Source organism: Niallia sp. FSL R7-0648 (assembly GCF_038007005.1).
Classification (GTDB): Bacteria; Bacillota; Bacilli; order Bacillales; family Cytobacillaceae; genus Niallia; species Niallia circulans.
Genome location: NZ_JBBOWE010000001.1, coordinates 1 through 23,157, shown reverse-complemented (window position 1 = coordinate 23,157; position 23,157 = coordinate 1). Strand labels below are relative to the sequence as shown.

Here is a 23,157-nt window from a genome sequence, read left to right as displayed (position 1 = left end):
CCTTTCCTTATCCTTTTTGAATCGGTGCAAATTTAGCCAATAATCGTTTAATTCCTACTGGGCTCGGAAAAGCAATATCTAATTCTTTCGAATCGCCTTCGCCTTTTACACTTACAACTGTACCAGTGCCCCATTTTCCATGGACCGCTTTATCGCCTATGCTCCATCCGATTCCTTCACCACCTGTTGCAACTGCCGCAGGACGAATAACAGCCTTTCTCGTTGGCTGTTGTTGTGTATAAGAGCTTCGACTACTATTGTGAGGAGAAGCCATTCTTTGCCTATTTGAAACTGGATTTAATCCTTCTAGTAAATCTTCTGGAATTTCTTTTACAAAACGAGAAGGTGGATTCATATTGGTACGTCCAAATAATGTTCTCATCTGTGCATTTGTTAAATATAATTGCTTTTCAGCTCGCGTAATGCCTACATATGCAAGGCGACGCTCTTCCTCCATTTCCGTTTCTTCCATTAATGAACGGGAATGAGGGAATACACCTTCTTCCAGACCAATTAAGAAAACAATCGGGAATTCCAAACCTTTTGCAGAATGCAAGGTCATTAAGACAACCGAATCCGCTTGATTTCCGTCATCATCTAACTTATCAATATCAGCAACCAATGCTAAATCTGTTAAAAAGGCAATTAACGATTTATCATCATTAGCTTCCTCAAAGTTCTTCGATACGGACATAAATTCTTCAATGTTTTCTAATCTACTTTGAGCCTCAATCGACTTTTCTGCCTTTAGCATATCTACATAACCAGATTTATCAATAACTTCTTCGACAAGTTCTGTTACAGATAAATATTCCTGCATTCTTGTATAATTTTGAATCAAATCGCGGAATTCACTGGCAGCTTTTGTAATCTTTGGACTTAAACCAATTAATTCAACAGCTTCTAATGCTTGATACATAGACATATCATGCATTGCTGCGAAATTGGCAATCTTATCAACAGAACTAGAGCCAATTCCACGTTTTGGAACATTAATCACCCGTTGGAAACTAATATCATCATCCGGATTAGCGATTAAGCGAAGATAAGCAAGCGTATCCTTAATTTCCTTTCGATCATAGAACTTTATACCTCCAACAATCGAATATTCAATATTGGCTTTAAGAAGCATTTCCTCCATGACACGAGATTGTGCATTTGTTCGATACAGAATAGCTATATCTGATAAATTTAGAGAGCTTTCTCTTCTTAATTCTTGAATCTTTCCAATAACAAATTGTGCTTCCCCTTGTTCGCTATCCGCTCGGTAATAGTAAATTTTGCTTCCATCTTCATTTTCTGTCCATAAGTTTTTATCTTTACGACTAGAGTTATTAGCAATGACCTGGTTTGCAGCCTGTAGAATTCTTTTGGTGGAACGATAGTTTTGTTCCAGCATTACTACTTTTGCATTTGGATAATCCTTTTCAAAAGAAAGGATATTTGAAATATCTGCACCACGCCATGCATAAATAGACTGATCAGAATCACCAACTACACATAAATTGCGGAATCGACTTGCTAGAAGCTTGACTAGCATGTATTGCGATCTATTCGTATCCTGGTACTCATCCACATGAATATACTGAAATTTACGTTGATAGTATTCCAAAACTTCCGGTACTCTTTGAAATAAATTAATGGTCTGCATAATTAGATCATCGAAATCTAATGCTTGGTTCTTTCGTAAACGTCTTTGATATTCTGTATATACATCACTAACTATTTGTGAGAAGTAGTCGCCAGCAGTCTTCGCAAATTCCTCTGGAGTTACAAGTTCATTTTTGGAAGAACTAATACTTGCTAGAATAGCACGGGGATCATATTTCTTCGGATCGATATTACGGTCTTTTAAAATACCTTTAATAACGGATTGTTGATCAGTTGTATCCAAGATTGTAAAATTACGGTTGTATCCAATTCGATCAATATCTTTTCTTAAAATTCGTACACACATAGAGTGAAAAGTTGATATCCATATTTCTTCGCTTGCTCCGCCTAAAACAGCTGCTATCCTCTGACGCATTTCCTTCGCTGCTTTATTGGTAAACGTAATTGCTAAGATATTGTATGGATTGACTCCCTTTTCCACCATAAGATAAGCAATTCTTTGTGTTAAAACTCGGGTTTTACCACTTCCTGCCCCGGCCATTATTAAAAGAGGACCATCTGTTGCTTTTACTGCTTCCTTTTGCTCAGGATTTAATCCATTTAAAATTTTATCTGTTAAAAATTGCATCTTTTCACCACCATAAGAACATATATTCTATTTTAACCTAGCTTTATTGTTTATTCAATGCTTGCTCTTTTTCATTTCAACTGTGTTTAATGCGGCTGATAGGTCTTTATAAATAACGTTTCCGACTACAATGACATCAGCATATCTTCCCATTTCCTCTGCCTGTTCTACTGTCTCAATTCCTCCACCGTAAAACAGGACCGTCTCGTTCAATTGACTTTTAGCCGCTTTTACAAACGAAGGGTCTCCATAACTCCCGCTGTATTCCATATAAAAAATAGGCAAATGAAACATCTTCTCTGCCATTAAAGCATAGGCTGCAATATCTTCTTCTGATAAATTTGTTTTTGCACTCGTTAATTTCGCAGCTTTACAATCTTCGTTTAAAACACAATAGCCTTGAATGAGAAATTCATCCCAATCCATTAGTTCTCCGTATTCCTTCACTGCTTCATGATGAAGACCAGTTATCCATTTTGTATCACTGCTATTTAAAACAGTAGGAATAAAATATAAATCAAATCCGGGTGAAACCGAATCTATTGTTGACACTTCTAATATACAAGGAACTGTATAGCGACGGACACGAGCCATGAGATTCAATACATTATCTAACGTAATCCCATCTGTTCCACCAATGATGATTGCATCTGTACCAGATTCGCATAAACTTTCTAATGCTTCATCTGAAATTTCCTTATTTGGGTCTAATTTAAATACATGACGCCATTCGCGCACATCATACATGCAAACTTCCTCCATTCTAACCATTACATCATTTCATTATAGCATTAGATATTCCATCAAAAAAGAAATCCTACCGTATAATTTCTTGTAAATTTTTCTTAGTGACAAGAAAAGCGCAGGGCACCCGGTTAGGAGCGTGTGGGATGGAGTGACCTTTCCTGAGATATAGGAAACACGGTGAACGTCAGTGAACCGATGTTGACTTATCGTAGGGAAAGGGCGCGAAGCCCAGCAGCTCCTGGGTGCCCGAAGCTAGACAATTAGAAAAGCGCAGGCGCCTTGCTTACCGCTGTACAAACTGGAGGGGCATCGACTGAAATATAGGAAACACGGCGAACGTCAGTGAACCGATGTTGACTTATCGTAGGGAAAGGGCGCGAAGCCCAGCAGCTCCTGGGTGCCCGAAGCTAGACAATTAGAAAAGCGCAGGCGCCTTGCTTACCGCCGTACAAACTGGAGGGGCATCGACTGAGATATAGGAAACACAGCGAACGTCAGTGAACCGATGTTGACTTATCGTAGGGAGGTGTCCTGAAGTTTGCTAGGCGGTAGGCGCCGGAGCTAGACATTCAAGAAAAGCGCAGGGCACCCGGTTAGAATTTATAGTACTTTTACTATTGGACGAAATCGGCAAAGCAATTGTTTCATGATTCACAAAGCAAGTAAGAAAGTTTATTCTTTCAAAATAAAAAAGGGGTTGTCCGAAAAGAGAAAATCGTTAGACTTCATCTTTTTTGGGACACCCCTTTATCCTATTCTTCCGTTTCGGTCTGTTCGTCTTTCTTAATTCGTGATAATGCTAATTCATACGCGTCGTTACCATAATTTAAGCATCGTTTTACACGAGATATAGTTGCGGTACTTGCACCTGTTTCTTTTTCAATTGTATGATAAGTATTGCCCTCTCGAAGCATCCTTGCAACTTCTAACCGCTGCGACAGTGATTGAATTTCATTCACTGTGCATAAATCATCAAAAAACTGATAGCATTCTTCTAAACTCTCTAGGGAGAGAATGGACTCAAATAATTGATCCAACTCTCTTCCTCTTAATTTATCTATTTGCATAGGAACCTCCATTTTTTCCTTAATGAATTACTCCATGGATTAAAAAACTATTTAATCATTTTTTCAACGTAACAGCACTCTTTAGGCCTGGGGTAGAAGGAATAATATTTATCCATGTCTTTCCTGGTACGAGTCCAACTTGTTTATCTTCTTTAAATGGGAGAATTCGCCCGTTTATATTTTTCCAATTTACTTCCTGCCATCTTCCATGCTGTAACAAATATGCATTGCCGCCAGATAGTAAATCAATGTCTTTCCTTCCTTTATTATCAACAACCTTATGACTGGTTTCAATAATAAAAACATTATCTACCGCAACAGATGCCTTAGTCTCATTATCTATTGTTTGTTCTCCATCTGAAAAACGAATATATTTCTGGACATCCTGATCATATAAAAACTGTGAATTATAGTTTGGATTTTCCCCATAATTAATGCTAATCGAACTTGACTCTTCTCCCTCGATTTCCTCTAACCCCTTTGTATTTAAAAATAACAAAGGTTCTGGTGCCCCCTTAAGTGAATAATTCTTTGCATTTGCCCCCTTCTCAATATTAGCAAAGCTTATGTAAGAATTATGAGGTGCAACTCGGTCAGGGGACCTTTTAAAGAGGGTGCCATCATACTCCATCCCATTTAAATTATCAATATAACCGTTTGTAAGTAGTTTTTTTGCTTCTGGACTATATCCATGAGCAATATATAAACTATTATAACCCTTTGCTAGCTCGATATAATAGTCTCGGGAACTACGGACAGGGCCAATAAGCTTAGGGTTTGAACTTTGAAAAATCGCTAGAAATCGGGTAACTTCTCCTTCTGCTAATACTTCATACACAATATCTGCTTCTGTCAGTCCTGTTTGAGGTCTCGCTTTAGGATGATTATTAATCATAACAGAAACTGCACGATTCGTACTTTCTGTGTTACTTGGCAGCCCAGATAGTGGATACAAAGTGGAAAGATCTGTTATCCCCTCTTCATCCTTCGCTCCATTGCTGGTCTGATTACCATTATGTTTTCCTACATCTTTCGGTTCACTATTGCAGGCTGTTAAGATAAAAAGCAGAATTAGAGAAACAATCCACCTTTTTTTCATAGTCCCCTCCTATTTTGTTATCGGTGCAATGGGAATGTTTGTGACTATATAACTACTCTGCTTATAAGAGAATAGAACTTTATCCACTAAATATATCAGAATATTCTAATTAAACAACAGGACTCTTTTATATTTTAACGCATTATCGCTGGAAAGAGTACAGTTTTATTCATTACATCATATAAACCTTTTTGGGTTATTCGAATATATGGTAAATGAGTGGAGGTAAAAAATACAATTGTATAAATTGGGTCCTCATAACGATAACCTCTGTCCTTTATATATTCGAATAGTTCTTTTTCTTTTTCAATTAATTCTTCCATCGGCATGGAAGCCATCATCCCTCTTAATGGCAAAGGAATTTCTATATCAATCTTGCCGTCTTTCACTAAGACAATCCCTCCGCCTATTTCTTTTAATCGTTCAAATGCGGTTATCATATCTTTTTGACTTTTTCCTAATAACACAATATCTCCATCACCTGTATAAGAACTAGCCATTCCTCCAATTCTATTGGAGAAGCCCTTTAATAAAGTATTGATTCGCCATTCTCCTTCTCGGTCAATCAACATGAAATAACATTCATCATGTTCCTCTGTCAGAATAGTATCAGAAACATTAATGGAAATGGAATATGGCTTTGTAATGACGGCATTTTCCAAGCTTATTCCAAACGGCATCGAAAATTGCATATCAAGACTATTTACATTCCACTTTATATCTAATGGACTTAAATCAAACTGTTTCCAATCAACAGGAGGATACGCCTCTTTCATTTCTTTGCCATCTTTTTTCACCCAAATTCCTTTGGCTAATACAGAAACAGGAGTTGGATTTTTTTTATCCTTCAGAAAGTTGATATTTGCGACTCTTCCAGTTGCAATATTCCCATGCAAATGTTCCATTCCATGATATTTAGCGATATTAATGGTTGCCATATTATAGGCATCTATTACTGGTACGCCATGATTCATCGCAATCCGAATAAGCTGATCAATATGACCATTTTCATAAAAGGAAGAAGGAGATCCATCTGTTGTTAACATAAAATAATCATAATGTTCAATTCCCAATTCTTTTATTTCCTTTAATAATTTCGGTAAATCTGGGCGAATAGACGAATAACGAAGACTAACTTTGTATCCTTGGAGCAAACGATTTAACACTTCTTTCCCTGTCATTGCTTCATGATCACTATCCACTCCGAGCAACATCAATTTGGCCAGTGTTTTCTCCGATGCTCCTGGAAAATGTCCCTCAATTCTTTTTCTTAATCTCTTCGTCTCCTGCATCCAATGAAGCATCATATCGTCACCATCGAGAAGCCTCGGCCATCCCGTTAGCTCTCCACCTTGAATAACTGCCTCATGCTCCAGCCAACTTTTTACATTCCCATGAGAAAATACCAGTTCTTCCTCTTGTAACTCTGTTTGAGCATCATACCTGCCCCACCATAATATGGTGGAAGGAATATCATTCATAAAGTTCAAAAAAGTAAACGCTTTCTTTTTTTCTAACTGCATAGCCAATACTAAGTTATCATTTATATGTGTCGTTGTTCCAAATTGTGATGTATATCGGGCTAATGTTAGGGGATTATAAATTTGAAAAGGATGCGCATGTGGTTCAATGTACCCTGGAACTAAAAAAAGATTAGTGCAATCAACAATTTCTGCTCGATCTATTTGTTTGGGCATATCGTTGCCCACATAAATAATTCTATCTTGATATATCCATATATTAGCAAGAAACCACTTTCGTAAGACCTGATTTAAATAAGTTGCATTCTTTAAAACGATTGAAGGGGATTTTTCACCATTCAAAATGGATACATGGTCACGCAAAACTTTGTTTTTCCATCGATATCGTTGAGCTAACACTACGCTTCCTCCCTTTTCATATCTGTAACCTGTATATAAAAAAATGTAACAATTTTTCTTTATTTATTTGATGAAGAAATTGTATGGAATTTCCTAAGATTAACATTATTTTACCATATAAAGTAACAATTCATATTACCGTTTTGTTAAATTTATGTAGGAGGAACGAAACTTATGAATCCAAAACAAAATATAAGTTTGATTAACGCGCTTATTCGAATTACTTGCGGCTTTACATTTCTCGCATGGAGCACAGCAAAAATGGCCAAGAAGCCTTATAAACAATCTTATTTACTTATTGCTCTACTTGCTGGAATGAAAATTGCAGAAGGGATTGTTCGTTATTGTCCAATTGTTGCTCTTTATGAGAAAAAGGATGCAATTATGCCAAAATCCGAGCACAGCCATTCTAAAAGTAAAGGTTCCAATATACCTTCATCTGGTAATAGTAAAACCACTAAATCTGCTTCGTCATCTAAGGAAGTTGCTGAGATGATGGAACAATTTAGTCCAGAGAAAATATTTTCCCCAGATGATATGAAAAAATAATCACTACATGGGCTATCCAAGAGATTGGATAGCCTTTATCTCTTACTGATTATAGGTTTAGGATTACTTGGATGTGGTAAATGCATAACAGAAATGAACGAAGGAGCTGATCAAATGACAAATCCGAAAAATCCACTGGATCTATACTATAACGATAACTTTCCAAAACAATATCAGGAGCCTCCTGGTGTCCAAGCTAAAATGGACCCCCAACCTGACTGTGGAGAAACTAGCTATCAAGGATCTGGTAAATTAAAGAATCGAAAAATATTAGTTACCGGTGGCGATTCTGGAATTGGGCGTGCAGCTGCCATCGCTTATGCTCGTGAAGGTGCAGATGTAGCGATTAACTACCTTCCAGAAGAACAAGAAGATGCTGATGAAGTACAAAAGCTAGTCGAAGCAGCAGGGCAAAAAGCTGTTCTTATACCTGGAGATTTAAGTGATGAAAGTTTCTGTAAAGACTTAGTGGACAAAGCCTATAATGAGCTTGGTGGACTCGATGTATTAGCTTTAGTTGCAGGTAAACAACAAGCAATTGATGATATTATGGAACTTTCTACAGAGCAGCTACGAAAAACTTTCGAAGTAAATGTATTCTCTCTCTATTGGGTAGTGAAAGCAGCACTTCCATACTTACCAAAGGGAGCTTCTATTATCACAACTACGTCTGTTCAAGGCTATAACCCTAGCCCAAATTTACTAGATTATGCTCCATCTAAATTTGCTATCAATGGCTTTACTCGTGGACTTGCCAAGCAATTAGCATCTAAAGGAATCCGGGTAAACTCCGTTGCTCCAGGCCCAATTTGGACTGCCTTACAAATTACAGGCGGACAGCCAAGTGAAGCCATCCCAACGTTCGGTCAGCAAGCTCCATTAAAACGAGCAGGACAACCAGTCGAACTATCTAGTATTTATGTTTTCTTAGCATCCGATGAATCTAGCTATGTTACCGCACAAATATACGGTATAACAGGCGGAATTGAATTAGCATAAATTTTAAAGTGGAAGTTCTTTCATTGCCTATGTTAATGGACTAAGAGGAGCTTCCTCTTTTCCTTTTAGCCTTCTTTTTCTGCTTCCGGGCACAGAGAGCCTTTCTCTATTGCCTTTCACTATATATACGTATGTTATCCAATTAACATACTAAAATAACAAAAAATCCCCATATGCAATCAACAAAGTTCGCATACAGGGTTTTCTTCTTATTTTATTGCTTTAAAGCCAATGTCTTTTCGATAAAAAATACCATCGCTTTCTAATTTCTCTAGTTCCTTATATACTTTATCCTGTGCCGCTTTTAATGTACGGCTCTTAGCAGCAACTAACAAAACACGTCCGCCATTCGTGGTAAATGCACCAGTTTCACTTAGGTCGGTTCCTGCATGAAAAATAGAGACATCCTCCATTTTATCTAATCCTTGGATAACCGCACCTTTTTCATATGCCCCTGGATAGCCTTTTGCCGCAATGACTACTCCTAGCATATCCTCTTCATACCATTCAATCGATGGAGTTTCTCCATTTAAAATAGATAAAATGACTTCCACTAAATCGGACTTCATACGTGGCAAGATAACTTGTGTTTCTGGGTCCCCTAGTCTTGCGTTAAACTCAATTACTTTGGGACCTTTATCTGTTGCAATTAAGCCAGCGTATAAAATACCTGTAAACGTTCTGTCTTCTGCTATCATTGCTTTTGCAGTTGGTTTGACTATTGTTTCAATGGCAGTTTGCACGATTGCCGGATCAATATGTGGAACAGGAGAATAAGCCCCCATCCCCCCTGTATTTGGCCCTTTATCTCCGTCAAAAGCACGTTTATGATCTTGCGCAATTTCTAACGGAATCACAGTTTCTCCATTCACAAAGGACATTAAAGAAAATTCTTCTCCGGCTAAAAACTCTTCAATAACGACTGTTGAAGATGCACTTCCGAATTTTTCACCAACAAGCATTTCCTGGATGCTTTCTAGTGCCTCTTCCAGGTTCATAGCCACGGTTACACCTTTTCCTGCTGCTAATCCGTCTGCTTTAATAACAATTGGTGCACCCATTTCCTCAATATATGCTTTCGCCGCCTCATAATCCGAAAAGGTTTGGTATTCCCCTGTTGGAATTTGATATTTCTTCATTAAATCTTTTGCAAAAGATTTGCTTCCTTCTATTTCTGCGGCACGTTGATTCGGACCAAATACTTTTAAGCCAGCTGCTTGAAATGCATCTACTACACCCAGAAGTAACGGTACTTCTGGGCCGACAATGGTTAAATCAATCTTTTGCGTAAGTGCAAAATCAACCAGTTTTTCGACCTCTGTTTCTTCTATTGCAACACGCTCTGCCACATCAGTCATTCCTACATTTCCTGGCGCTACAAAAACTGTTTCAACTTTTTCACTTTCGCTTACTTTTGTACAAATCGCATGCTCCCGACCACCGCGGCCAATAACAAGTACTTTCATTCTTTTATATCCCCCAAGCTTTCAAGATATTAATGTTTGAAATGTCTTACTCCTGTTAATACCATTGCAATTCCGTATTCATTGGCTTTTTTGATGGAATCTTCGTCACGAATACTTCCACCTGTTTGAATAATTGCTGTTACTCCCGCTTTTGCAGCCGCTTCAACCGTGTCATCCATCGGGAAAAATGCATCTGATGCTAATACTGCCCCTACTGCTTTTTCTCCTGCTTGCTCTAAAGCAATTTTTGCAGAACCAACACGATTCATTTGCCCTGCACCGACACCTAGCGTCATTTCTTTGTTATTTACTACAATGGCATTTGACTTAACGTGCTTCACAATTTTCCATCCGAATTTCAGCGCTTCCCACTCTTCGTCTGTAGGCTTCTTGTCTGTAGGAATGGTGATGGTAGCATCCTCTAGAGAATAGCGATCAAAATCTTGTGTTAATAATCCACCCTCAATCGAAGTGAATTTCATTTCTTTGCTGCTCCCTGTTCCAAAAGGAATCGTTAATAAACGGATATTTTTCTTTGCTTGTAAAATATCTAATGCTTCTTGGGAATACGAAGGAGCAATTACTATTTCTAAGAAAATTTCATGCAGTTTCCTAGCTGTCTCTGCATCTACTTCTCTATTTAATGCAATAATCCCGCCAAAAATAGAGACTGGATCTGCTTCATATGCTTTAGAAAAAGCTGTGAAAATATCTTCGCCTGTCCCAACTCCACAAGGATTACTATGTTTAATCGCAACTGCAGCAGGATCTGTAAATTCTTTTACAATTTGGATAGCAGCATCTGCATCATTGATATTATTGTAAGACAGCTCTTTTCCGTGCAGTTGCGTTGCATTTGCAATCGAAAATTCAGATCCTAAAGGCTTGCGGTAAAAGGCTGCCTTTTGATGTGGATTTTCTCCATAGCGTAAAGATTGTTTTAGTTCATATGTAACCGTTAATTTCTCTGGTGTTTCCTCTTCCGTAAGCTCTGTCATATATTCTGCAATCATCGCATCATAAGCAGCTGTATGACGGAACACCTTTGCTGCAAGTCTGCGTCTCGTTTCAAACGATACTTCTGCTTTCTGCTTTAATTCCGAAATAACCGTTTGATAATCAACAGGATCAACCACTACTGTTACATACTGATGATTTTTTGCCGAGGCACGAAGCATTGTTGGTCCGCCAATATCAATATTTTCAATTGCATCTTCTACTGTTACATCCGGCTTCGCAATCGTTTGTTGAAAAGGATATAAATTAACACATACAAGTTGAATTGGATCAATCTTATGCTCTTCTAATTGAGCAGCATGACTAGGCTCATCGAATTTAGCAAGCAATCCTCCATGAATATAAGGATTTAAAGTTTTCACTCTACCTTCTAGGATTTCAGGAAAGCCAGTGACTTCACTAACACTCATTACAGGAATCCCACTATCTTGAATTGCCTTTTTTGTTCCGCCTGTCGAAATTAACTCAAAACCTAATTCATGAAGCTCTTTTGCAAAATCTGTAATACCTGTTTTATCAGAAACACTAATTAACGCTCTTTTTTTCATTATTATTCCTCCTGATATTTCATGCCTGTTGATTACGTACTTATTAATGAAATGCTTCTGCTTTATGGAGCAATTGTTGAATTACCTTTGGATATAACTGGTGCTCTAACGCCTGGATTTTTTCTTGCACGCTTTCCCTAGTATCTTCTTCAGTTAAGGTAATGGATTCTTGCGCAATAACGGGACCGGTATCCATTCCTGCATCCACATAATGAATCGTAATGCCCGTTTGCTCGACCCCTGCCTCTATTGCTTGTCCTATGGCATCCTTGCCTGGGAAAGATGGCAGAAGAGATGGATGAATATTGATTATTTTTCCTGCATAAGCTTGTAAAAGTGTGTCGCCTACTAATCTCATATATCCTGCAAGAACAATTAAATCAATTTTATTCTTATCTAAATGCATTAAAATTTCTTTTTCATACTCCGCTTTTTCTGGATAATTCTTCGCTGCAAAAACAAAGGTGGGAATTTCTTCTTTCATCGCTCTATCAATCACATAAGCTCCTGGTTTATCTGAAACTAATAGAGTAATAGAGGCATTTAATTCGCCTCGTTTCACTGCATTTATTATTGCCTGAAAGTTAGATCCATTACCAGAAGCAAAAACAGCAATCCGCTTCATATACATTCCTCCGCCTTTATTTGAGGATGATATTTATTTCCCCGTCGTCTGTTACTCTTCCAATTGTATACGCCTTTTCTCCTATTCGAGTAAAGTGATCAATGATCTGTTCTTCGTCCTCATTGCTTACAGCAAGAACCATTCCCGTTCCCATATTAAAGATGTTATACATCTCTTTACGATCGATTTCGCCAATTTTCTCCATTTTTTCAAAAACAGCAGGTACTTCCCAATTAGCTTCGTCCAATTCCATTCCCAAACCATCTGGAAGCATTCTTGGAATATTTTCGATAAATCCTCCCCCAGTAATATGAGCGAGACCTTTAATTTCAAATTCTTTTAGAGCAGAAAGAACGGGCTTTACATAAATTCTAGTCGGCTTGATTAACTCTTCTCCTAATGTACAGCCGAATTCCTCGATATAATCAGATAAAGACATATTCGCTTGTTCGAAAAATAATTTTCGCACTAGAGAATAGCCATTGCTATGAATACCGTTAGAAGCAAGACCAATCAAGACATCCCCTGCCTGGATTTTTTCACCTGTTACAATTTTTTCTTTTTCACAAGCTCCCACAGCAAATCCTGCTAGATCATATTCTTCTTCCTCATACATGCCCGGCATTTCAGCTGTTTCTCCGCCAACCAACGCACATCCGGCTTGCTCACAACCGTCTGCAATTCCTTTGACAATGGCCTCGATTTTACTAGGCTCAGCTTTTCCACAAGCAATATAGTCAAGGAAATAGATTGGTTCTGCCCCTTGGACGACGATATCATTTACGCACATTGCCACAGCATCAATTCCAATCGTATCGTGCTTATCCAGCATAAAAGCAAGCATTAACTTTGTTCCTACCCCATCTGTCCCCGATACCAAAACGGGGTTTTGTAAATTTAGAACAGATAAATCAAACATGCCGCCAAATCCGCCTAATCCCCCCAGAACGCCTGGGCGAATCGTTTTCTTCACATGCTTCTTCATTCTTGTTACTGCCTCATAGCCTGCTTCTATATTAACGCCTGCTTGTTTATAAGCCTCAGCCATTTTATGCCTCCTAAATTGTGATAATTCAATGGAAAAGCGACATCATCGCATGCCGCTTTTCTTTTATTTACCGTTATTGTTACACTTTTTCATATGGATGATCAGCGTTCGGATAAATTTCAGTTGGGTACTTGCCAGTAAAGCAAGCTAAACAATGCCCTCTATTTTCTCCATCATCTGTACGGCCAATCGCATCAATCATTCCTTCTGTGCTTAAGAAGATAAGAGAATCAGCACCAATTATTTCACGAAGTTCTTCAACGGAATATTTCGATGCTATTAGCTCTTCTTTAGTAGATGTATCAATTCCATAGAAACAAGGATTTTTAATTGGTGGAGAGCTGATTAATACATGCACTTCTGTTGCTCCTGCTTCTCTTAGCATCGTTACAATACGTCTACTTGTTGTACCACGTACAATAGAATCATCCACCATTATTACTCTTTTCCCTTCTACCACTCCCCGAACAGCCGAAAGCTTCATCTTGACACCTTGCTCGCGAAGGGATTGCGAAGGTTGAATAAATGTTCTGCCAACATAGCGATTTTTAATCAGTCCAAGCTCGTACGGTATTCCTGTTGCTTCCGCATATCCGATTGCTGCAGAAATACTAGAATCAGGTACTCCCGTTACTACATCTGCTTCAATTGGTGCTTCGATTGCTAATCTTTTCCCAAGATTTTTACGCGCAGTATGGACATTGATCCCATTGATGTTGCTATCAGGTCTGGAAAAATAAACATACTCCATTGTACACATTGCAATATTAGATGCGACAGAAAACATCTCTGAACGAAAGCCATTGTCATCAATGATCAACAGTTCTCCCGGCAAAATATCACGAACAAACTCTGCTCCTACGACATCAAAGGCGCATGTTTCAGACGCAACAACATAAGCATCTCCTAATTTCCCTAAAGAAAGAGGACGCATTCCATTTGGATCTAAGGCAACCATTAATTCTGTTTCCGTTAAAATAAGAAAAGCATAGGCACCTTTAATCATTGTCAGTGCATTTTTCACTCTTTCCTTAAAAGCCGCAAAGCCGCCTCTTCTAATTAAATGTGCAAGCACCTCTGTATCAGAGCTTGTTTGAAAAATACTTCCTTGTGCTTCTAGCTGGCTTTTTAAAGCTGTCGCATTTACTAGGTTTCCGTTGTGAGCAAGTGCCATACTTCCGCTTTGGAAGTGGAACAGAAGAGGCTGGACATTTTCATAGCCTCCTCCTCCTGCTGTTGCATAACGCACATGACCTATTGCTGCTTTTCCACTTAATTCTTTTATTGCTTCTTGCGTGAAAATTTCAGAGACTAATCCCTCTCCCTTGATTCCCTTTAATTTTTCACCATCTGTTGCTACAATGCCAGTGCCTTCTTGACCACGATGCTGTAAGCTATGCAGTCCATAATATGCCAATTGAGATGCATCCTCATGTCCCCAGACACCAAAAATGCCACATTCCTCATTTAACCCTCTTATTTCAGCAAGCATGGAATTGCTCCTCTCCAGGCGTTCGTTAATGAATCAACCTGCTCATTTACTAGAATAGTTTCCCCTTGGCTAATGGTAAGAACGGCTGTATCTGTAACTTCTCCTACTAGTGTAGCAGGAACTAATTTTTCAAAAGTCTCTTTGTTTTCTGGTTTAATTGAAAGCAAGAAACGTGATTGTGATTCACTAAAAAGTGCTGTTACAGCATCTTCTGTAACATTTACTTTTGCTCCTAAGCCTTTTGAGCTGATTAAGCTTTCCGCAACAGCAACTGCTAACCCGCCTTCAGCTAAATCGTGAGCAGATTCTACAACGCCTGCACGAATTGCCTCCAGCACTGCTTGCTGATACGTTTTTTCAAGCTCTAAATCTAAGGAAGGTGCCTTGCCAGAAATAGTTCCTTCAAGCATTTTTTGCAGCTCACTTCCGCCAAACTCTGCTTTTGTTTCCCCGAGCACATAAATTAAGTCACCAGCAGATTTAAAGCTTTGTGTAGTAATGTCTTTCGTATCCTTTATTAATCCGACCATGCCAATGACAGGAGTAGGATAGATAGCTGTTCCATTTGTTTCATTATATAAAGAGACATTCCCGCCGATTACTGGTGCATTCAAAGCTAAGCAAGCTTCACTGATTCCATCTGCCGCTTTTTCAATTTGCCAGAAAATCTCTGGTTTCTCTGGATTTCCAAAATTTAAGTTATCTGTAATGGCAAGTGGTTCTGCCCCAGAACAAACAATATTACGTGCTGCTTCTGCTACTGCAATCTTGCCGCCTGTTTCTGGATCTAAGTATAAATATCTTGCATTACAGTCCGTTGTCATCGCTAATGCCTTTTTCGTTCCGCGAATACGTACTACAGCTGCATCAGAACCTGGCGCCACTACTGTATTCGTACGAACCATATAGTCATATTGATTATAAACCCACTCTTTGCTTGCAATTGTAGGCTGTTTTAACAGATTAAGAAGTGTTTCTCCATAGTTATTTACGGTAGGAATATAGTTTTCCATTGCTTGGAACTCGCGATAATATGTTGGTTCACTAGATGGCTTATGATAGACAGGAGCATCCTCTGCTAAAGCATCTGCAGGAACATTTGCTACTATTTCTCCTTTATGAAGAAGACGAAGCATTTTATCATCTGTTACAACACCAATTGCTACTGCTTCTAAATCATATTTATGGAAAAGATCTTTAATTTCTTGTTCTCTTCCTTTTTTTACGACAATCAACATACGTTCTTGTGATTCAGAAAGCATCATTTCATAAGCAGTCATTCCTGTCTCACGCTGTGGTACTAAATCTAAATTCATTTCAATACCAGAGCCGGCTTTACTCGCCATTTCTGCACTAGAGCTTGCCAGTCCTGCAGCACCCATATCCTGAATACCAACTAATGCATCTGATTGAATCAGTTCAAGACATGCTTCAAGAAGAAGCTTTTCCATAAATGGATCCCCAACTTGTACTGCTGGACGCTTTTCATCTGAGTTCTCTGTTAATTCCTCAGATGCAAATGTCGCACCATGAATACCGTCACGTCCTGTTTTGGCTCCAACATACATCACCGTATTCCCGACACCATGCGCTTGGCCTTTTTTAATATCCTCATGATTAATTAAACCAACACACATCGCATTTACAAGAGGATTTCCAGCATAGGAATCATCAAATGCAATTTCTCCACCAACTGTTGGAATCCCTATACAGTTACCATAGCCAGCAATTCCAGCAACTACTTCTCTAAAAAGATATTTTGTCCGTTCATTATCTAATTCACCGAAGCGTAAAGAGTTAAGAATAGCAATTGGTCTTGCTCCCATGGAGAAGACATCACGGATAATTCCACCTACGCCTGTTGCAGCACCTTGATATGGTTCTATAGCAGATGGATGGTTGTGACTCTCGATTTTAAACGCAACCGCTTGACCATCGCCAATATCTACAATTCCTGCACCCTCGCCAGGCCCTTGTAACACTTGAGATCCTGTAGTTGGGAATTTTCTTAATACTGGCTTCGAATTTTTATAACTGCAATGTTCTGACCACATAACAGAAAATAACCCAATCTCCGTATAGTTAGGAAGACGGCCAAGAATTCCTTCTACCATCGCAAACTCTTCATCCGTCACACCCATTTGTTTGTAAATTTCTTCTGATTTAATTTGTTCTGGACTTGGTTCAAGCATTAACGACATTTGCTTCCCTCCACTGACTAACGATTGATTTAAATATTTTCAGACCATCTGCTCCACCTAATAGCTCATCTACCGCTCTTTCTGGATGTGGCATCATGCCAAGGACATTTCCTTTTTCATTTGTGATTCCCGCAATATTTTCTAAACTTCCGTTTGGATTTGTACCATTATAAGTAAAGACAATTTGGTTGTTTGCTTTTAAGTTTGCTAATGTTTTTTCATCACAGTAGTAATTCCCTTCTCCATGCGCAATTGGTACTGTGATTACTTCATTTACATCATATTCAGAAGAAAACATTGTACGATTATTCACTACTTGCAGTTCAACTGGCTTACAGATAAACTTTAAGCTTTCATTTCTTCGCATTGCGCCAGGCAGTAAACCTGCTTCTAATAATATTTGGAATCCATTACATACACCGAGAACTGGTTTGCCTGCTTCTGCTGCTTTCACTACTTCTTTCATTACATTACTGAATCTTGCAATTGCTCCTGTACGAAGATAGTCACCATATGAGAATCCCCCAGGCAGCAAAATTCCATCAAAGCCTTCTAAGCTGCCTGTATCATGCCATACGTATTCTACTTCTTCCCCAAGCTCATCTTTCACCGCATGGAACATATCAACATCACAATTGGACCCTGGAAATACGATTACTGCAAACTTCACTGTGCAACAACCTCCTCCACCTCATAGCGGTAATCTTCAATCACAGTATTAGCAAGTAACTTTTCGCACATTTCCTTCACTAGTTCATCGATATTTCGTTCTGATTTATCAATCGTTAATTCTAAGTACTTCCCGATACGGACATCTTCTACTTGTTTATAATTTAATGAATGTAGGGATCCTTTTACCGCATTTCCTTGTGGATCTAATACACTTTCTCTTAATGTGATATATACTTTAACCTTAAACATATTGACTTCCCCCTAGTCTCGCTAAAATATTTTCATATGCATCTGTTAAATTTCCTAAATCGCGGCGAAATACATCTTTATCTAATTTCGCATTTGTTTCTTTATCCCAAAGGCGGCATGTATCTGGCGAAATTTCATCAGCAAGAAGAACATTTCCCTCTTTGTCTTTGCCAAATTCTAATTTAAAATCAACTAGGTTAATTCCCAATTCTCCAAAAAACCTGCATAATACTTCATTTACTTCCAATGCCTTCTTCTTTAAAATGTCAACTTCCTCCGTTGAGGCAAGCTTTAATTCTTCGATATGGTCCTCCGTAATCATGGGGTCACCTAATGCATCATCTTTGTAGTAAAACTCAACTAGCGGTTTTGATAACGAAATCCCCTCTTTTATTCCTAATCTTTTTGAAAAACTGCCTGCTGCTAAATTTCGAACAACTACTTCTAACGGAATAATGTCTACTTTTTTCACAAGCTGTTCTGTTTCTGACAATTTTTTCACGAAATGCGATGGAATACCAAAGTCTTTTAACTTTAAGAATAATAAACTAGTAATCTCATTATTTAATCGACCTTTGCCTGTAATAGTTGCTTTCTTCTCTCCATTAAAGGCAGTAGCGGAATCCTTATATTCCAGCCAAACTATATTCTCATCCGAAGTTTCATACACTCTTTTTGCTTTTCCTTCATACAATAAAGCTCTCTTTTCCATTTGAAGAGTCTCCTTATCAAAAAAATTAGGGATAAAACGAAAAATTCTAACTTGTAATTCCTTACTCAAAATTCGGTATATTCTGTTTTCATAATTTATAGTAGAGCTGTCATTTTATGTGACAGCTCTTATTTTTTTATAGGCCAAGACGATCAAAAATCGTATCAACATGTTTAATATGGAAGTGATAATCAAAACAATCATCAATCTCTTCTTTTGTTAACTTAGAAGAAATGACTGCATCATTATCCACCAGCTCACGGAACGGTACTTGCTTTTCCCATGATTCCATTGCTCTAGGCTGTACAGTATCATACGCCTCTTCTCTTGTAAGCCCCTTATCAATTAGAGCAAGTAATACTCGTTGTGAGTAAATTAAGCCAAGCGTACGATCCATATTACGTTTCATATTCTCTGGGAATACAGTTAAATTTTTCACGATATTGCCAAAACGATTTAACATATAATTTAAGGCAATTGTTGCATCAGGAATAATGATTCGCTCTGCAGATGAATGAGAAATATCTCTTTCATGCCATAGAGGAACATTTTCATAGGCAGTCAGCATATAGCCACGTATAACACGAGCAAGACCTGCCATGTTTTCTGAACCAATTGGGTTACGCTTATGCGGCATAGCCGAGGAACCTTTTTGTCCTTTGGCGAAAAACTCTTCCACTTCTCTAGTTTCACTTTTTTGCAGTCCACGAATTTCCACTGCAAATTTTTCAATAGATGTAGCGATTAATGCTAGTGTTGACATATAATCCGCATGACGATCACGCTGTAATGTTTGCGTAGAAATCGGAGCTGGCTTAATCCCCAATTCTTTACATACATATTGTTCTACAAAAGGATCAATATTTGCATAAGTTCCAACTGCACCAGAAATTTTGCCATATTCAATTCCTTCAGCAGCTGCCTTAAATCTCTCAAGGTTACGTTTCATTTCCTCATGCCATAAAGCAAGCTTTAAACCAAAAGTAGTTGGTTCTGCATGCACCCCATGTGTACGCCCCATCATAACGGTGTATTTATGCTCTTGTGCTTTATTCTTCAGAATTTCAATAAAGTTCTCTATGTCTTTTAACAAAATTTCATTTGCTTGTTTAATTAAGTAGGAAAGTGCTGTATCTACAACATCTGTAGAAGTTAAACCATAATGCACCCATTTTCGTTCTTCTCCAAGCGTTTCCGATACAGCTCTAGTAAATGCTACAACATCATGTCTTGTATCCATTTCTATTTCTTTAATACGCTCGATATCAAAAGAAGCATTTTCACGGATTTTTTTTACATCCTCTTCTGGAATCTCACCAAGCTTTACCCAAGCCTCACATGCTAAAATTTCTACCTCTAACCATGCTTTAAAGCGATTTTCCTCTGTCCAAATGTTTCCCATTTCGGGTCTTGTGTAACGATCAATCATTGTTTATCCTCCGATTTTTTCTTTCTGTACCTTCCATATGTGCGTATTCTCGATTTCATCCAAAGCCATTTCAACAGAAGAACGAAGCAAAGTAGCATGCCCCATCTTTCTATTTTCTTTAGGATCCTGTTTTCCATAAAGATGAATCTTCCAATCCTGTAACTCAGGAATTTGTTCGATTACCTTTCCTTGGTGCTGACCGAGAATATTAACCATAACAGCAGGTCTTAATAATCTAGTGCTTGCTAACGGCCAATTGCACACCGCACGGATATGCTGCTCAAACTGTGAAGTCTCGCATGCCTCAATTGTATAATGCCCAGAGTTATGTGGTCTAGGAGCCAACTCATTAATATAAATCTCTTCATCCTCTGTCAGAAACATTTCTACTGCTAATGTTCCTACTAAATCTAAATTTTCAGCAAGCTTACTTGCCTTTTCTATCGCTAAGTCCTTTGCTAAGTCACTAATGCGAGCTGGAACAATTGATTCATGCAAAATATTATTAAGATGAATATTTTCACTAACTGGAAAAACAGTAGCTTCTCCCTTTCCACTTCTAGTGATAATAACTGATATTTCCTTATTAAAAGAAATCCATTTTTCTAATACACAGACTCCATTGTTCAAAAGCTTTTCCGCTTCTGCTATTTGACTGCTTTCTTTAATAACATATTGGCCTTTTCCATCATAACCTCCACGAGCCGTTTTTAAAACAGCTGGATAGCCTAATTCTGCTAATCCATTATAAATATCCCTTGCTTTCTCTACCACAACATATGGAGCTATATTAATATCAGCCTGTTCGATTGCCTTTTTTTCCTTTACCCGGTCTTGCGTTATTTCTAATAAAGCTGAACCCTGAGGAACATACGCATTATTGGTTAGCCATTTGAGACAAACCGCATCTATATTTTCAAATTCATACGTAATAACATCACTAATCTCTGCCAGCTTCTTAATAGCAGATAGACTATCATAAGCATCTACTATTTTATAATCAGCTATCTGCCCACAAGGAGAGTCTTCAGTCGGATCTAATACAGCAATTCTAAACCCTTGTGCTTTTGCCGCAATTGCCATCATCCGCCCTAACTGACCGCCACCTATAATGCCAATCGTCTGCCCTGGTAAGATTACTCGATTAGACAAGCTCATCACTACTTTCCATCACTTCTTTTTTTGTTCTTTCTCTCATGGAAAAAAGTCTTTCTGCTAATTCTAAATCTGAAGCACCAAGGATTTGGGCTGCAAGAAGTCCTGCATTAGTTGCCCCAGCTTTTCCAATTGCTACAGTAGCTACAGGAACTCCTCCAGGCATTTGTACAATTGACAATAATGAATCCAGCCCATTTAAAGCTCTTGATTGAACAGGAACTCCTATAACAGGCAAAGTTGTCTTAGCTGCAACCATCCCTGGAAGATGTGCTGCTCCTCCTGCACCAGCAATAATTACTTTAATTCCTCTATCTCTCGCGCTTTCGGCATATTGAAACATTAAGTCAGGAGTACGATGAGCAGAGACTACCTTTTTCTCGTAATCTACTTCCAGTTGATCTAATATGCTGCAAGCATGCTTCATTGTTTCCCAATCTGATTTACTCCCCATGATAATACCAACTGATGCGGTCATGCTCTCCCCCCTGATTCCTATTTAAAAAGCCCTAGACAGAAAACTTCTTCACTAAAAGAGAGAAAGTTCTGTCCAGAGCTTAAATAAACCTGAATAAAGTAGGTTTCTACTTTTTTCAGCTCTTTTTCATTCACTTTCCCTCATAGTCCAGTATTTTACGGTTACCGGGTAGAAACTCATGGGCCATATTCCCATTATTATATGAGGGCTATTTAATTAAACAATTAATTCGTTTATCTGTTAGTTAACACTATACCATCTTAACAAGCATATTTATATATTGTCAACACTAAATGTCGAACAATTAATATAGTTTTATTTCTATTGTTCGTGATTTAACCTTCTAACTGGATAGCTTCAAAGATTATTTGCTGTGACACAGGCTCATAAGACATTTGACCATTTACCTTTACTTCTTTAAAAACAGGCTTTTCCATCCGCTTTATTGGCATATAGCCTTCCTGTTTCATTCTGTCTAAACAGTCATCAATCGACTCATTTGTTTGCACTTCAAATCTTTTTTTCTTACTCATTAAATAACTTTCCTTTCTTAACACTTTTCACCCAGAACCCGCCATAAATTGTTTTAGGCTCATATGCAATTATAAATGCCTTTGGGTCTAATTCTTTAATTGTTTGATATAATTTTAATTCATATTTTCGAGGAGTCAATATCTGCAAAGCCATACGGTCGCCTTCTAATCCTTGTGCAGTCCACGTTGTTACTCCATATCCCTGTGTTCTTAAGGACTTCGGCAAATCTCGATCATATTCCTTTGTAATAACATTTACTGTTATATATCCTAAAGCCAGTTTTTCCTCGATCTTCATCCCTACAATGACTCCTATTCCATAACCAATAGCGTAGGCAAGCAAGTTTTGAATTTGATCTAAATTATCTAAAACCAGCCCTAATCCAATAACATAAATGACTACCTCAATCATACTGATGAAGGCAGCTAAGTATCTTTGTCCCTTTAAAGTTAAAATCATTCGTATCGTAAAAAAAGAAACATAAACAATATTAATTACAAGAATAATCAATATCATTGTAACACTATTTTCAAGCATGTACTTTCTCACTCCCAGATGTATTAATAATTCCTATATTATACTTATAATTACCTAATTAGAGAGAAGTAAACAATCTTACATCCACATCTAGAAGACAGATAAATCAGAAAAATTAATATATTATAGTAGAAAGTAGGATTTTTTTATTTCCTATCTAAATTAATCCCTAAAATCAGATTTATAATTCAAATAATATTTAGTATAGAAAAAAAGACCTAAAAGCATATTGCTTTTAGGTCTTTTAGTGCCTGGCGACGTCCTACTCTCACAGGGGGAGAACCCCCAACTACCATCGGCGCTGAGAAGCTTAACTTCCGTGTTCGGTATGGGAACGGGTGTGACCTTCTCGCTATCGCCACCAGACTATTTATTTGTGAGGTTATTCCCTCAAAACTAGATTATGAAGTAAAA

General features: G+C 38.0%; 21 protein-coding genes, 1 rRNA gene and 1 riboswitch. Of the genes, 2 read left to right on the top strand and 20 right to left on the bottom strand.

Annotated elements, in window-relative coordinates; all coding sequences use genetic code 11:
- Window positions 1-7: 7 nt before the first annotated feature.
- The 5 genes from pcrA to NSQ89_RS00090 form a co-directional block, all read right to left on the bottom strand.
- Window positions 8-2,239 carry a DNA helicase PcrA gene (pcrA, locus tag NSQ89_RS00110; protein WP_061801320.1) on the bottom strand — a complete coding sequence of 744 codons (2,232 nt, stop codon included), beginning with the start codon at window positions 2,237-2,239 and terminating at the stop codon, window positions 8-10.
- A 54-nt stretch (window positions 2,240-2,293) separates the two neighbouring features.
- Entirely contained in the window at window positions 2,294-2,986 is a 693-nt protein-coding gene (locus tag NSQ89_RS00105) for a heptaprenylglyceryl phosphate synthase (RefSeq protein WP_047944699.1), read from the bottom strand.
- A 752-nt stretch (window positions 2,987-3,738) separates the two neighbouring features.
- On the bottom strand, window positions 3,739-4,053 hold the full coding sequence (locus tag NSQ89_RS00100; protein WP_047944701.1) for a YerC/YecD family TrpR-related protein: 315 nt from the start codon (window positions 4,051-4,053) through the stop codon (window positions 3,739-3,741).
- Window positions 4,054-4,108: 55 nt separating this feature from the next.
- Window positions 4,109-5,152, bottom strand: coding sequence for a DUF3048 domain-containing protein (locus tag NSQ89_RS00095; protein WP_061801299.1), 1,044 nt, complete (start codon window positions 5,150-5,152; stop codon window positions 4,109-4,111).
- A 134-nt stretch (window positions 5,153-5,286) separates the two neighbouring features.
- Window positions 5,287-7,032 carry an adenine deaminase C-terminal domain-containing protein gene (locus tag NSQ89_RS00090; protein ID WP_047944705.1) on the bottom strand — a complete coding sequence of 582 codons (1,746 nt, stop codon included), beginning with the start codon at window positions 7,030-7,032 and terminating at the stop codon, window positions 5,287-5,289.
- 174 nt (window positions 7,033-7,206) lie between these two features.
- Between NSQ89_RS00090 and NSQ89_RS00085 the strand changes: the two genes are divergently transcribed.
- Both NSQ89_RS00085 and NSQ89_RS00080 read left to right on the top strand, forming a co-directional pair.
- Window positions 7,207-7,581, top strand: a complete 375-nt coding sequence (locus NSQ89_RS00085; RefSeq protein WP_082138451.1) for a YgaP-like transmembrane domain — start codon at window positions 7,207-7,209, stop codon at window positions 7,579-7,581.
- Window positions 7,582-7,695: 114 nt separating this feature from the next.
- Window positions 7,696-8,580: an SDR family oxidoreductase gene (locus NSQ89_RS00080; protein ID WP_341132053.1), complete on the top strand. Its 885-nt coding sequence runs from the start codon at window positions 7,696-7,698 to the stop codon at window positions 8,578-8,580.
- Between the two features lie 209 nt (window positions 8,581-8,789).
- Here the strand turns inward: NSQ89_RS00080 and purD are convergent, their stop codons facing one another.
- From purD to rrf, 15 genes are all read right to left on the bottom strand, one after another.
- Entirely contained in the window at window positions 8,790-10,046 is a 1,257-nt protein-coding gene (purD, locus tag NSQ89_RS00075; protein ID WP_341132052.1) for a phosphoribosylamine--glycine ligase, read from the bottom strand.
- Between the two features lie 29 nt (window positions 10,047-10,075).
- Window positions 10,076-11,611 (bottom strand): bifunctional phosphoribosylaminoimidazolecarboxamide formyltransferase/IMP cyclohydrolase, encoded by a 1,536-nt coding sequence (gene purH / locus NSQ89_RS00070; RefSeq protein WP_047944709.1) that lies wholly within the window; start codon window positions 11,609-11,611, stop codon window positions 10,076-10,078.
- 43 nt (window positions 11,612-11,654) lie between these two features.
- Window positions 11,655-12,236: a phosphoribosylglycinamide formyltransferase gene (gene purN / locus NSQ89_RS00065; protein WP_047944710.1), complete on the bottom strand. Its 582-nt coding sequence runs from the start codon at window positions 12,234-12,236 to the stop codon at window positions 11,655-11,657.
- 16 nt (window positions 12,237-12,252) lie between these two features.
- Window positions 12,253-13,284 (bottom strand): phosphoribosylformylglycinamidine cyclo-ligase, encoded by a 1,032-nt coding sequence (gene purM, locus NSQ89_RS00060; RefSeq protein WP_047944711.1) that lies wholly within the window; start codon window positions 13,282-13,284, stop codon window positions 12,253-12,255.
- Between the two features lie 79 nt (window positions 13,285-13,363).
- Entirely contained in the window at window positions 13,364-14,776 is a 1,413-nt protein-coding gene (gene purF, locus NSQ89_RS00055) for an amidophosphoribosyltransferase (RefSeq protein ID WP_047944712.1), read from the bottom strand.
- Window positions 14,761-16,977 (bottom strand): phosphoribosylformylglycinamidine synthase subunit PurL, encoded by a 2,217-nt coding sequence (gene purL / locus NSQ89_RS00050; protein WP_047944714.1) that lies wholly within the window; start codon window positions 16,975-16,977, stop codon window positions 14,761-14,763. Before purL ends, purF begins: the two co-directional genes overlap by 16 nt.
- The gene (gene purQ, locus NSQ89_RS00045) at window positions 16,961-17,647 is read right to left on the bottom strand and encodes a phosphoribosylformylglycinamidine synthase subunit PurQ (protein WP_341132051.1); all 687 of its coding nucleotides are present in this window, start codon (window positions 17,645-17,647) and stop codon (window positions 16,961-16,963) included. The genes purL and purQ overlap by 17 nt, the downstream gene beginning before the upstream one ends.
- Window positions 17,644-17,898 carry a phosphoribosylformylglycinamidine synthase subunit PurS gene (gene purS / locus NSQ89_RS00040; protein ID WP_047944717.1) on the bottom strand — a complete coding sequence of 85 codons (255 nt, stop codon included), beginning with the start codon at window positions 17,896-17,898 and terminating at the stop codon, window positions 17,644-17,646. The genes purQ and purS overlap by 4 nt, the downstream gene beginning before the upstream one ends.
- Window positions 17,891-18,610 carry a phosphoribosylaminoimidazolesuccinocarboxamide synthase gene (purC, locus tag NSQ89_RS00035; protein ID WP_341132050.1) on the bottom strand — a complete coding sequence of 240 codons (720 nt, stop codon included), beginning with the start codon at window positions 18,608-18,610 and terminating at the stop codon, window positions 17,891-17,893. Before purC ends, purS begins: the two co-directional genes overlap by 8 nt.
- 136 nt (window positions 18,611-18,746) lie before the next feature.
- The gene (purB, locus tag NSQ89_RS00030) at window positions 18,747-20,039 is read right to left on the bottom strand and encodes an adenylosuccinate lyase (RefSeq protein ID WP_047944719.1); all 1,293 of its coding nucleotides are present in this window, start codon (window positions 20,037-20,039) and stop codon (window positions 18,747-18,749) included.
- Between the two features lie 3 nt (window positions 20,040-20,042).
- Window positions 20,043-21,197 carry a 5-(carboxyamino)imidazole ribonucleotide synthase gene (purK, locus tag NSQ89_RS00025; RefSeq protein WP_341132049.1) on the bottom strand — a complete coding sequence of 385 codons (1,155 nt, stop codon included), beginning with the start codon at window positions 21,195-21,197 and terminating at the stop codon, window positions 20,043-20,045.
- Window positions 21,184-21,672 (bottom strand): 5-(carboxyamino)imidazole ribonucleotide mutase, encoded by a 489-nt coding sequence (gene purE / locus NSQ89_RS00020; RefSeq protein ID WP_061801301.1) that lies wholly within the window; start codon window positions 21,670-21,672, stop codon window positions 21,184-21,186. The genes purK and purE overlap by 14 nt, the downstream gene beginning before the upstream one ends.
- A 123-nt stretch (window positions 21,673-21,795) precedes the next feature.
- A riboswitch (purine riboswitch) is annotated at window positions 21,796-21,897 on the bottom strand.
- A 110-nt stretch (window positions 21,898-22,007) separates the two neighbouring features.
- Window positions 22,008-22,205 (bottom strand): NETI motif-containing protein, encoded by a 198-nt coding sequence (locus tag NSQ89_RS00015; protein WP_047944722.1) that lies wholly within the window; start codon window positions 22,203-22,205, stop codon window positions 22,008-22,010.
- On the bottom strand, window positions 22,198-22,743 hold the full coding sequence (locus NSQ89_RS00010; RefSeq protein ID WP_047944723.1) for a DUF2179 domain-containing protein: 546 nt from the start codon (window positions 22,741-22,743) through the stop codon (window positions 22,198-22,200). Before NSQ89_RS00010 ends, NSQ89_RS00015 begins: the two co-directional genes overlap by 8 nt.
- Before the next feature lie 249 nt (window positions 22,744-22,992).
- A 5S ribosomal RNA gene (gene rrf / locus NSQ89_RS00005) occupies window positions 22,993-23,109 on the bottom strand.
- Window positions 23,110-23,157: the final 48 nt, after the last annotated feature.